Raw genomic sequence first — 11994 nt, 5'->3', positions numbered from 1 at the left:
TACGTGTTGAATCTAACTATTGAAAAGCTTATAGACGATTATAATGAAAAGGAACAGATTAGAATTTTTAAAGAACTTGTTCAAATACCAAGTGAAAATCCAGGGAATTATGAAGAGGGGATAGCGAAAAAAATTCAAAATATATTAAATAATGAGGGAATAAAAAATAAACTTGTTTATATTAATGATAAAAGGCCAAATGTTTATGCGGAATTAGAAGGTTCAGTGGAAGGGAAAACTTTAATTTATAACGGCCATATTGATACAGTACCGATAGGAGAAGGTTGGGAGCATAATCCTTTTAGCGCTTACGAAGATGAAGAAGGGTATATTTATGGGAGAGGCGCATCAGATATGAAGGCGGGAGTATCTTCCATGTTATATGCTGCTATATGTTTAAAAAAATCAGGCTATCCAAAAGAAGGAAAACTAATACTTTTTTTTAATATAGACGAAGAAATAAGTAATTTAGGAATGAAACAATTTTTAGAAGAAGATATTTCAGCGGATTATGCAATCATAAGTGAACCGACTAACCTTGATATTGCAATTGGACACCGAGGAACAGCAAGATATAATTTAAAAACGAGAGGAATTGCAGGTCACTCCTGTTATGTTGCGCATCCAGATAATGCAATCGAAAAAATGAATAGCTTGTTGCCTCTTTTATTTGATTGGGGAAGAAGAATAAAGAAAGAGAAGATAAATAAATTTTTAGGGAGCGCATTAAGTAATGTCACCACTATTCATGGTGGTACAGCAGGTAATATTATACCCGATGAGTGTATTGTTGAGATAGACAGAAGATTGCTTCCTGGGGAAACCATAGAGGAAGTAAATGAAGAATATACGAAAATATTAACCCACGAGGGCGAAGTAGATTTTGAACTGGAAAATTATATTTTTTTACCTGCTAGCCTGATTGAAAAAGATCATCATTTTGTGAAATTTATTTATGATACTACAAAAAAATATAATGAAAAAGTTAAAATTAAATCATTTGAAGCAACATGTGAAGCGCCTTTTTTTTCCATAAATAAAGGAATACCTACAATTATATTTGGGCCTGGCTCTTTAAGTCAAGCTCATGTTGTTAATGAACGTGTTCACAAATCAGAGGTAATCAAGGCTGGGAAACTATTTATTGAGATTTGTATAAGTCTATTAAACAATAAGGGATGATTATATGTCTTTGAATTACTTTTTAAGCTGTACTGAATGTAAAAGAGAATTTAATCCAAGACCTATTTATAATTGTCTGTCATGCAATGGAATTCTGGAAGTTCAATACAAAAACCTGACAAAGTCTATAGCTGGAATGAAACAAGAATATATTTTTCACGATGAAAAAATTGAAAGTCTTCTTGGAGAAGGAAATACTCCCCTGTTAGAGCTTAGTAAGACTTCTAATCGATTAAGAGAAAATAAGATTTTTGGCAAGTGTGAATTTATGAACCCGACAGGGTCTTTTAAAGACAGGCCTGTTGCGGCAGGCATACAGAAAGCTTTAGATTTTGGTTATAAAAAAGTAATTGTTGCATCAAGTGGAAACGGTGCAGCATCTGTTGCTGCCTATTCTGCTAAATTCGGTTTGAGCTCCACTATTTTAGTCCCGGAGGGTACACCTGATGAGAAAGTAAAACAATCTCAGTTTTACGGAGCTAATATTATTAAAGTTAAAGGACCATATAGTAATAGTTTTGAATTGGCTCTGAAATACAGTGAGGAAGAAAAAGTATATAATTTAACAACAACTTTTATCAATCCTTATACGTGGGAGGGAGATAAAGGTGTAGCTTATGAAATTAATCAACAATCAGATAATTGGCCTGATTATGTTATTGTTCCTATCGGTGCCGGACCACTGTTAGTCGGTATTTATAAAGGTTTTAAGGAGTTAAAAGAGATATATGGAAAAAATGACCCCATCCCCAAAATGGTTGGTATCCAAGCAGAAGGATGTTCACCAATTTCAAGAGCTTTTGAAAATAATGAAGTATATGTAATTTCTGAACCAGATCCTAAAACTATTGCTGGCGGGATTGGAGACGGTTTAAGAGGATATGCGAAGGATGGGACTTATACGTTGAATACGATTCGTAAATCCAATGGGGCATGTTTAAGTATTACGGATGAAGAAATCATAAGGGCACAAGAAAATCTTGCTAAGGATGAAGGGATATTTGTTGAACCATCTGGAGCAGCTGCACTTGCTGGGTTTGAAAAATTTTCAAAATTGGAAAATATAAAAAATGCTTCAGTAACATTGCTGTTAACTGGAAATGGGCTAAAGGATATGAATACTATTAATGAAAGTTATACCATTCCGATTATTGAACCAGTTATGGAAGAACTTAACCGATTGATTTAGGAGGATGCTTAACGTGCTAGGTCAGAGCTTAGAAAATCCTACAATTAATGATATTAAGAAAGCAGAAACAAGGATAAAAAAATATGTGGATGTGTCTACAAAAGTGATAACTTCAGAAATATTAAATATGAAGTATGGCTTTCCTATTTATATAAAACCAGAAGGATTACAGCCTACTGGTTCTTTTAAAATAAGAGGGGCATTAAACAAGATTTTAAAGGCAAAAGAAGATGGACAGGTTAGCCATTGTATTACCGCTTCAGCTGGGAACCATGCCATTAGTCTGGCATCTTCCAGCTTGCTGTTAGGCTTAAAATCCACGGTAGTAATGTCAGAACAAACGCCACAAATTAAAATTTTGACTTGTGAAAGACTAGGCGCAGAGGTTATTATTCATGGGGAAAATTATGATGAAGCTTACAAAGAGGCTCAGAAAATATCTAGTGAAAAAAACTATTATTATATACACCCCGTCGCAGATTGTGAAATTGTTGCAGGTCAAGGTACAATTGGCTTGGAGATATTGGAAGAGATGCCAGATATAGATCAAGTGATTGTACCAATTGGCGGTGGAGGCCTTATATCTGGAATAGCTATTGCTCTTAAATCATTAAAACCAGAAATGAAAGTTATAGGTGTACAGCCCGAAAAATCGAACGCTTATTACAAAAGTTGGAAAAGAAGCTATCTTGTTAACATAGAGAAGCCCAATACGATTGCAGATGGGCTTTCATTAAAACAACCTGAAAAATATCTATTCAATATGATGAAACATTGGGTAGATGATATTGTAACTGTGAAAGAAGATACAATTGAGAAGGCAATAAAGGAATTTTTATTTTTAGGAAAACTATTAGTTGAAGGAGCGGGAGCAGTTACTTTAGCTAGCATAATAGAAAGTAAAATCAATATAGAGAAAAAAACCGTTTTGATAGGAAGTGGCTCCAATATTGATGAGCAGCGTTTTAAAGCTTTACTAAATTAGGGGGTGATAATCTTGGATAAGTACTTATTAAGTGACTATACCACATATGAGCTACAGAATGTTATTAATAAAAAAGACCCCATAATAATTATTCCAGTTGGTGCACTGGAACAGCATGGCGCCCATTTACCTTTGGACACAGATATGGACTTGGTAGAAAAAGTTGCAAAATCTTTAGCGGAAAATTGTATACAAGATATAATAGTTACGCCAACTGTATGGACCGGGTTTTCTCACCATCATTTGGATTTTTGCGGTACCATAAGTATTAGACAAAAAACAATGGTATACGTTATTACTGATATTGTTGAAAGTTTATTGAAACATAAAATAAATAAGATTATATTACTCAATGGTCATGGTGGAAATATTTCAATTTTGAAAACTATTCTAGATGAAATCCAATTAAAGTATAAAAATCTTCAGATGGTGTATTTTACTTATTGGGATTTGCTTAGTGATAAGATAGATGAAATAAGACAGTCGCCAGTAAATGGAATGGCGCATGCAGGAGAACTGGAAACTTCATTAAAGTATTACTTTAATGAAGATGATGTGAGAAGGGATTCTATTCAAGATGTGATGTTGCCTGTTCAGCCGTTTCATAATGTAGATATGTTTGCTCCAAATAAAATTAGTATATACAAGCCCTTTGAAAGTTATAGTAAAGGCGGACAAATTGGAAAACCTTCTGTAGCAAATAAAGAAACTGGTAAAAAGATTGTAGAAAACCTATGTAAAGAATTTAGCGATTTAATAAACTTCTATTTTGTTTGAGGAGTTGAGAAAATGGATAAGTTCTCCGGGATTATTCCTCCAGTAGTAACGCCAATTAGTAAGGAAGGAAACTTTGACCAAGATGTAGCCAAGCTAATAATTGACTATTTAATTGATTCTAATGTAGATAGTCTGTTCTTTCTGGGAAGTATTGGCGAGTTTAGCCAAATGAGTTTAAAAATGAAAGAAGAAATTACAGATTTTGTTGTGAATTACGTAAATAAAAGAGTGCCTGTATTAATTGGTACAGGAAGCAATACAATTACTGAATCAATTCACTTAAGCAAGTTTGTGGAAAAAGTTGGAGGAGATGGTGTTGTATCTATTAATCCATACTATTTTAAATTGAATAATGTAGAGCTCTTAAATTATTTTGAATCTATAGCTGATAGTATTTCTATTCCTATGATATTATATAATTTCCCTGATAGAACTGGTCAGGATCTTTCCCCTTCTTTAATAAAGACGTTAGTAAAGAGGAATTCTAATATCGTTGGAATAAAAGAAACTGTTAACTCGATAACACATATAAAAGATGTTATCACTCAAGTTAAGAATGAGTTCCCATATTTCTCTGTTCTATGCGGGTATGATGAGCATTTAACTAGTACGTTATTTTTTGGAGGAGATGGTGGAATTATTGGTACCGGAAATATAGCCCCAGAATTATTTGTTGGATTATACGAGGCTTTTAAATCTAATGATTTAGAAAAAATAAAGATTTATAGTCAGCAGATTATTCAACTGACTAAGATATACAATCAGGATTATCAAATACTATCTGTGATAAAAGAAGGCCTTAAACTCAAAGGTTTTGATATACAGAGTGATTCTCTCGGACCGTATGAAAGTCTGAATCAAGAAAGTAAAAATTTTATAGAAAGAGCATTAAAAAATATATCCTAGTATTCAAAAATTGTGAAATGGTGATTATTGTATCACTTTAAAAGATAAGTAATAGATTTAAGTTTTATCAAAGTGTTGAATGACGAGCTAAGAAAAATAGAATATACAGTATTTTTCCTGAACTACCTCTATACTTGGATTTACCAAGTATAGAGGTAGTTTTTAATGATTTTATATCATTTTTGTCTACACCTATCGTTTTAAAAAAGATTGAGTAAAAAAAGATGGGGAAAATGATTCGGAACAGATGGAGTTGTTTTAGTATTTTATTGCTCAGAATCTCAACCTCATTATGATGCTGCTATATCCTTCTCTGATCTGCTACTATAGCAGGCATTAATTAACTCAAATAATTGACTGATTAAAAAATTCTAAAAATTAATTGACAACGCTTACAATTAAATGCTATAGTTTCTATACTTAATAATTCCATTGGAAAAAGTAATGTTTGTTCATATATTTAAAGTGAATTTATTCTTAAGGGTTTATAAAACAATAGCATTTAGCTTAGATGAATCTTGGGGGAATTCAAATTTATAAAAGTGATTATTTCAATATAGATAGGAATGTGAATAACTATGAAGAGGACTGGAGATCTGAAGCTGATACAAGAATTAAATCGTTCTATCATCTTAGAAACAATTCGAAAATATGGCTCTATATCGAGAAGTGAAATTGCTAAAAAGAATGAGCTCAGCCCTACCACTGTCACATCTGCTGTAGCTGAGCTCATCAATGAAGGCTATGTAGTAGAAGGTGGCACAGGAACGTCCAGTGGTGGGAGAAAGCCGATTCTTTTGAACTTTTCACCAGATAACCACTATTTAATCGGTGTATCTATTTCTTATTCTAAAATAACAATTGCGGATATGAATTTGGAAGCAAAGAGAAATATGAAAAAGGTATATCCTACTAACGGTTATACAGGTGCAGATTTAATAAATTATCTGCTTCAATTATTGGAGGATTTCTACGCTGCACAGCAGGACGATAGACAATGTATTGGTATTTCGCTGATTATTCAAGGAATTGTTGATTCTAAAAAAGGTGTAGTCCATTATAATCCAGTTTTGTTATTAGAGGATGTTTACCTGCGGGATTCGGTTGAAGCGCATTTTAATCTGCCAACTTGGCTTGATAATGATACAAATGCATACGTTTTAGCTGAGAAGAATTTTGGTCATTTTCAAGAGGTGGAGAATCTCATTTATATAACGATTGGCGAAGGTGTTGGTTCCGGCGTTATTGTAAACAACATGCTGTCCCGCGGTGAAAGTGGAGGAGCTGGTGAATTTGGCCATACCAGTATTGATTATCATGGTGAGCTTTGCAGTTGTGGAAATAAAGGATGCATCGAAAATTATATAAGCTGGCCAGCTACATCGAAGAAAATAATGAAAGAGATTGAGGCAGGAAAAGAAACTATTTTAACAACTTATTTAACAAGTGACAAGCTGTTTATTACCCCGTCTGAATTTGTTGAAGCAGTGAATACTGGGGATAACTTGGCTGTTGCAATTAATGATGAAATTGCTGAATACTTATCAGCGGGAGTAGTTAATTTAGTTCACCTCTTTAATCCGGAAGTAATTATATTAGGTGGAGATGTTACCAACCAAAATCAAATATTGATAGACGCTGTACAGCAAAAAATCAAAGACAAAACGTTAAAAACGCTTTATCAAGATGTGGATATTACCACATCATCATTAGGAAAAGAATTTGAAATGGTTGGTGCTGCTTCTGTTTTACTTCAAGATAAATTTCAATTTAAGCTTACACATGACAATCGTGGATTAAAAACAAATTTGTAGGAGGAATCGTATGTTAAAGGGTATTAATCAATGGTGTTATCCGGAAGAGACTAGTTTGGAGAAAGTACTGGAATATAGCAAAGAAGCTGGTTTTGAAACAGTTGAATTAAATGTGAATCCCTCAGGCGGAATTGGTTTAACGGTGGACTCAAGGTCAGATGATGCCAAAAAAATTAAAAGTCTCATAGAAACATATGATTTGGAAATTAAAAGTATATCTACAGCATTATTATGGCAGTTTCCGTTATCTTCACCAGATGAGGCTGTCAGAGCACAGGGTAGAGCCATCGTTGAAAAGCAAATTGAATTAGCAGCTGCAATGGATGTGGATACAGTACTTGTTGTACCAGGCATTGTATCTGAGGAAGTTACTTATGATCAATGCTATCAACGCAGTCAAAAGGAGCTGCGGAAAGTGTTGCCGCTGGCAGAAAAGCACCAGGTACATATAGGGATTGAAAATGTGTGGAATAAATTTTTACTTTCTCCGCTAGAGATGTCCCGTTATGTGGATGAATTAGATTCTGAATATGCTGGCGTATATTTTGATATAGGAAATGTTCTTCAGTTTGGTTATCCAGAGCAGTGGATACGAATTTTAGGCAGCCGCATCTGTAAAGTTCATGTCAAAGATTTCAATACAAGCGTGGGAAATATTACAGGATTTGTTCCGTTATTAGCTGGAGATGTTAACTGGCAGGCAGTTAGCAAAGCATTAAAAGATTTAGGTTATAAGGGTCCGCTTACCGCAGAATTATCTCCATATAAGCTGGATACGAAAGCATTAGCAGCCGATACTGCCAAACATATTGAATTAATTATTGACGCAGGTTGATAGGAGGAGATGAAAATAAAGAAATTAAAAGCAGGGTTTATTGGAATAGGAGGAGTTGCAGCTACTCATTTAAATATTTTGAAAAAGCACAAAAGTGTAGATGTTATTTCAGTCTGTGATATTGCCGAAGTAAATGCAGTTAGGGCAGCTGAAGAAATAGGAGCAAGAGCTTATACGGATGCGGATGATATGTTAGAAAAAGAAACGCTGGATGTTGTTTTCCTTTGTGTTCCACCATTTGCCCACAAAGACTTGGAGCAAAAAATAGTGAGAAAAGGAATTCATTTAATGGTTGAGAAACCTGTCGGGCTAAATATGAAAGAGGTGTACGCGAAACAGGAGGTTATTCGGAAATCAGGTGTTATTTGCGCTACTGGTTATTGCTTACGATACTTGGATACTGTGCAGAAGGCCAAAGAATATTTAGCAGGTAAAGAAATAGCTATGGTACGCGGGTATTACCTATCTTCTTTTGTGGAAACTCCCTGGTACCGTACGATGTCAAAGTCAGGAGGACAATTGGTAGAGCAGGCTACGCATATCGTGGACCTTATTCGTTACTTAAACGGAGATTTTAAGAAGGTTTATGCCAATATGGCATTAAGAGTATCAGAGGATATTGAGGATATTGATATTCCAGATGTGAGTTCCGTCAACTTTACATTCGAAAATGGTGCTATTGGACATTTAGACTGTTCCTTCACTCAAAAGGATCATCGTATGGGCGTAGAATTATTAGGGAAGAATTTTCGCGTAATGATTGATGGAACAAAGCTTACTATCTTTGAAGAGGAGAATGTAATCACCTATAGTTCAGAAGTTGATTTCTATGAAGAACAAGATAATGCGTTTATTGAAGCGATTTTGACTGGAAGGACAGAAAACATTCTATCAGATTATACGAATGGCTTGAAAACTTTAGAGGCAACTCTGGCGGCTAATGAATCTCAAAAAACAGACAATGTAATTCTAATCACTAAAACAGGAAGCTGAATAAGTAATTCTGTTTTATCGAAGTGATAATCAATAGAGGCTGTCACCATGTTAAAAGATTTTGAAAGAGTGATTTAAAAGGTTATAAACGTATTTTGAAAGCGCTTCACGAAAGCGTGTGAATTTGCTATGAAGGAGGACATTCATTTTTTTCTGTCGAAGGCTGTGATTTGAAAATGCTGTCAAACAAGTTGTGGCTCATTATATTCCTGGCAAAACATTATTAAACCCTTTTGGAGGAGATAGAATGGGGAAAAGAGTATGCACCATATTTCTAATGATTACATTAGTCGGTATCTTAACAGGTTGTGGAAATGATACAGAAGGCGGCAGTAAAAAAACGCTGGAAGTAGCCTTGTGGGATGAAAACATAAGCGGTGCAGTGGATGCCTCTATTGAAGAATTTAATAAGGAGCATCCAGATGTTGAGGTGAACGTAACCTATACACCTTATGCCAACTATTTCACGAAATTACGAACCAGTATAGGGGGAGGGAGCGGACCAGATGTCTTTTGGATGAATGGACCTAATTTTTCTGAATATGCCTCTTATGGGCTAATCAAAGATTTGGAGCCATTTATTGAAGAAGATAGTGATTTTTCCAAGGATGCCTATTTCGATTCTATGATAGATTTATATTCTCATGAAGATCACTTATACGCTGCACCATATTTCTCGGATATTGTAGGTTTGTTTTATAATAAAAGACTATTTGATGAGGCTGGTTTGGAATATCCGGATGAAACCTGGACATGGGAGGATATTGAAGAAAAGGGAGATATCTTGGCTGATCGGGAGGAGGGAGTTTATGGATATACAGCCTATGTTGTAAGTAACCAGGCTGGCTATTATAACTTAATTCCACAGGCTGGCGGCTACATGATTGATGAAGACAAGACCCATTCAGGTTTTAATTCACCAGAAGCGCAAGAAGCGCTTACTTTTACACAGGATTTGATAGATAAGGGGATTTCACCATCTGTACAGACACAAATTGAAAACCATCCCCGCGATATGTTTATGTCAGGAATGATAGCAATGCATCCTGAAATCTCTGTGAACGCGGAGATGTTTTACAGTGAGCTTGGGGATGATTTAGGAGTAGCTCCATTACCGGCAGGAAAGGAAGAGGGCTCTATTGCACATGGGATTGGCTGGGCTATGAATGGGGACACCGAGGAAGAAGAATTGGCTTGGGATTTAATCAAGCATTTGACTGGCGAAAAAGGGAATCAGTTTATTGCTGAATCAGGCTTTAGTATCCCAGCTCAGGAATCCATGAGTGATTTATGGGTAGATTCCATGCCTGAATTGGATTTACAGGTATTTATCGACGCACAGGAAGTTTCATTTCCCTACCCTGTCTCCCAAAACACAATACAGTGGCAGGATATTGAGCAGGCAGAAGTTCAAGGAGCATTTTTGGGCTATAAATCAATGAAGGAAGCTTTGGACAATGTTGCCAGAGAGATGGATATCATCTTGGAATCAGAACAGATAAATGAATAAAAATCTTTCTGTAAGAAGGGAGTTTCTAATGAATGAGTGATTCAAACGTGCTTATGAAACCGAAAAGAAGCAGGCGTAAGCGTAAGGAAGCGATGTGGGCTTATCTATTTATCGCTCCTGTTGTACTAGGGCTCTTCCTATTTTATTTGATGCCGGCTCTTGCTTCTTTTGGCTTGTCTTTCACTAGCTGGAATGGGATTAACCCTCCCGAGTTTATTGGTTTGGACAACCTGATAAGGCTGGTTCAAACAGATTCTTTTATCAGAAGCATGGTTAACACACTCGTATTTACGCTGGTTTCCGTGCCGTTAGCGGTGATGCTGGCCACGGGGATTGCCATATTGCTGAATCAAAAAATTAAAGGAATGATCGTCTATAGAACCCTTTATTTTCTGCCGGTGGTAACGATGCCGGTTGCTGTTGGGATGGTCTGGAAGTGGTTATACAACACAGATTATGGATTGCTTAATTATATACTAGGCTTACTCCATTTACCGCAGCCTGCATGGCTGTTCAATCCTAATATTGCGTTAATATCGGTTATTGTTGTGTATGTTTGGATGACAGTAGGAAACAACATTATTTTAATCCTGGCAGGTTTGCAGGGGATTTCAGAAACCTATTATGAAGCTGCCGAAATGGATGGCGCTTCAAAATTAAAACAATTATTTACGATCACCATTCCTCTGTTAACACCGACATTGTTCTTCGTGTTTATCACTGGAATAATCAGCTCTTTACAAGTGTTTGATCTGATATTCATCATGATCGGCGACAGCCATGTCTTATTAGAACCATTGCGTACACTTGTATATGGAGTTTATGAGTCAGGGTTTGAGTATTCGCAAATGGGCTATGCTTCTGCACAAGCATTTTTGCTGTTTTTAATGATACTACTCATTACTATTTTCCAGTTCGCGTTCCAAAAGAAATGGGTGCATTATGACGGATAATAAGGAGGAAGCGTATGAATAAGAAGTGGTTGATTCATTTGGTGCTGATTATTGGTGCAGTGATTATGGTAACACCATTTCTTTGGATGGTGTTAACTTCTCTAAAATCATTTGGAGAAGCAATGCAAGTGCCGATTACCATTTTTCCTGAAGAGTGGCTAGTAGAGAATTACCTTGAAGTTTTTGCAAGTATCGATATGATGAGATATTACTTTAATACGCTGATGGTCACCTTAGGAAGAACATTGGGACAGTTAATTTTGTGCTCATTGGCTGCATTTGCCTTTGCAAGAATGGATTTTCCGGGAAAAAATGTCATATTTATTGTAGTCCTATCTGTTTTGATGGTGCCAATGCAAATTATTCTAATTCCAAACTACGGAATTTTAACGTCTCTGGACTGGATTGACACCTTTTATGCTTTGATTGTTCCTGGTATGTTCAGCGCATTCGGCGTCTTCCTGTTAAGACAATTTTTCTTAGGAATACCGAAAGAGCTGGATGAGGCGGCAACGATTGATGGGTGTTCCTTTTTTGGAATCTATTGGCGCATTATTTTGCCGAACGCGACACCAGGATTAATTGCATTAGGTATATTTACGGTCCTCGCTTCTTGGAATGATTTTCTTTGGCCTTTAGTTATGACGAATTCAGAAGAAACGAGAATGCTGTCAGTAGGTATTGCAGCATTTCAGGGGCAATATTCGACGGATTATCCATTGCTGATGGCGAGTGCTGTACTATCTACTATTCCGATGCTGATTATGTTTGTTCTTTTACAGAAACATCTAGTTTCAGGAATTGCTTTACAAGGCGTTAGAAGATAATTAATAGAAAGAGGTGCACAAAA

11 protein-coding genes are annotated in these 11994 nt (G+C 35.8%); all 11 read left to right on the top strand.

Annotation, left to right across the window (positions count from 1 at the left end):
* Nucleotides 1-3 precede the first annotated feature (3 nt).
* The 11 genes from ACW0TQ_RS12470 (at nucleotide 4) to ACW0TQ_RS12420 (ending at nucleotide 11971) form a co-directional block, all read left to right on the top strand.
* On the top strand, nucleotides 4-1182 hold the full coding sequence (locus tag ACW0TQ_RS12470) for a M20 family metallopeptidase (RefSeq protein WP_212929206.1): 1179 nt from the start codon (nucleotides 4-6) through the stop codon (nucleotides 1180-1182).
* 4 nt (nucleotides 1183-1186) lie between these two features.
* Nucleotides 1187-2371, top strand: a complete 1185-nt coding sequence (gene thrC, locus ACW0TQ_RS12465) for a threonine synthase (protein WP_042528986.1) — start codon at nucleotides 1187-1189, stop codon at nucleotides 2369-2371.
* A 13-nt stretch (nucleotides 2372-2384) separates the two neighbouring features.
* Nucleotides 2385-3356 carry a threonine ammonia-lyase gene (locus ACW0TQ_RS12460; protein ID WP_212929205.1) on the top strand — a complete coding sequence of 324 codons (972 nt, stop codon included), beginning with the start codon at nucleotides 2385-2387 and terminating at the stop codon, nucleotides 3354-3356.
* A gap of 12 nt (nucleotides 3357-3368) precedes the next feature.
* Nucleotides 3369-4133, top strand: coding sequence for a creatininase family protein (locus ACW0TQ_RS12455; RefSeq protein ID WP_341173402.1), 765 nt, complete (start codon nucleotides 3369-3371; stop codon nucleotides 4131-4133).
* Nucleotides 4134-4145: 12 nt separating this feature from the next.
* A complete protein-coding gene (locus ACW0TQ_RS12450) occupies nucleotides 4146-5039 on the top strand; it encodes a dihydrodipicolinate synthase family protein (protein ID WP_042528991.1) in 894 nt (297 codons plus the stop codon).
* A 578-nt stretch (nucleotides 5040-5617) separates the two neighbouring features.
* Complete coding sequence (locus ACW0TQ_RS12445; protein WP_455725722.1) at nucleotides 5618-6853, top strand: ROK family transcriptional regulator; 1236 nt, start codon at nucleotides 5618-5620, stop codon at nucleotides 6851-6853.
* A 10-nt stretch (nucleotides 6854-6863) separates the two neighbouring features.
* Nucleotides 6864-7688, top strand: coding sequence for a sugar phosphate isomerase/epimerase family protein (locus ACW0TQ_RS12440; protein ID WP_256705318.1), 825 nt, complete (start codon nucleotides 6864-6866; stop codon nucleotides 7686-7688).
* Nucleotides 7689-7697: 9 nt separating this feature from the next.
* Nucleotides 7698-8681 carry a Gfo/Idh/MocA family oxidoreductase gene (locus ACW0TQ_RS12435; RefSeq protein ID WP_368901020.1) on the top strand — a complete coding sequence of 328 codons (984 nt, stop codon included), beginning with the start codon at nucleotides 7698-7700 and terminating at the stop codon, nucleotides 8679-8681.
* A 247-nt stretch (nucleotides 8682-8928) separates the two neighbouring features.
* The gene (locus ACW0TQ_RS12430) at nucleotides 8929-10191 is read left to right on the top strand and encodes an extracellular solute-binding protein (protein WP_368901019.1); all 1263 of its coding nucleotides are present in this window, start codon (nucleotides 8929-8931) and stop codon (nucleotides 10189-10191) included.
* A 32-nt stretch (nucleotides 10192-10223) separates the two neighbouring features.
* On the top strand, nucleotides 10224-11144 hold the full coding sequence (locus ACW0TQ_RS12425; RefSeq protein WP_256705315.1) for a carbohydrate ABC transporter permease: 921 nt from the start codon (nucleotides 10224-10226) through the stop codon (nucleotides 11142-11144).
* 14 nt (nucleotides 11145-11158) lie between these two features.
* The gene (locus ACW0TQ_RS12420) at nucleotides 11159-11971 is read left to right on the top strand and encodes a carbohydrate ABC transporter permease (RefSeq protein ID WP_455725721.1); all 813 of its coding nucleotides are present in this window, start codon (nucleotides 11159-11161) and stop codon (nucleotides 11969-11971) included.
* Nucleotides 11972-11994 lie beyond the last annotated feature (23 nt).

Source organism: Oceanobacillus sp. M60 (assembly GCF_053839645.1).
The sequence above is the reverse complement of the archived record's forward strand: the minus strand, read 5'-3'. Positions and strand labels throughout refer to the sequence as shown.

What these genes read in the sequence shown, in the direction of transcription:
- thrC (WP_042528986.1), top strand. Translation starts at nt 1,187, where the DNA reads ATGTCTTTGAATTACTTTTTAAGCTGTACTGAATGTAAAAGAGAATTT.
- ACW0TQ_RS12450 (WP_042528991.1), top strand. Translation starts at nt 4,146, where the DNA reads ATGGATAAGTTCTCCGGGATTATTCCTCCAGTAGTAACGCCAATTAGT.
- ACW0TQ_RS12445 (WP_455725722.1), top strand. Translation starts at nt 5,618, where the DNA reads ATGAAGAGGACTGGAGATCTGAAGCTGATACAAGAATTAAATCGTTCT.
- ACW0TQ_RS12440 (WP_256705318.1), top strand. Translation starts at nt 6,864, where the DNA reads ATGTTAAAGGGTATTAATCAATGGTGTTATCCGGAAGAGACTAGTTTG.
- ACW0TQ_RS12435 (WP_368901020.1), top strand. Translation starts at nt 7,698, where the DNA reads ATGAAAATAAAGAAATTAAAAGCAGGGTTTATTGGAATAGGAGGAGTT.
- ACW0TQ_RS12430 (WP_368901019.1), top strand. Translation starts at nt 8,929, where the DNA reads ATGGGGAAAAGAGTATGCACCATATTTCTAATGATTACATTAGTCGGT.
- ACW0TQ_RS12425 (WP_256705315.1), top strand. Translation starts at nt 10,224, where the DNA reads ATGAGTGATTCAAACGTGCTTATGAAACCGAAAAGAAGCAGGCGTAAG.
- ACW0TQ_RS12420 (WP_455725721.1), top strand. Translation starts at nt 11,159, where the DNA reads ATGAATAAGAAGTGGTTGATTCATTTGGTGCTGATTATTGGTGCAGTG.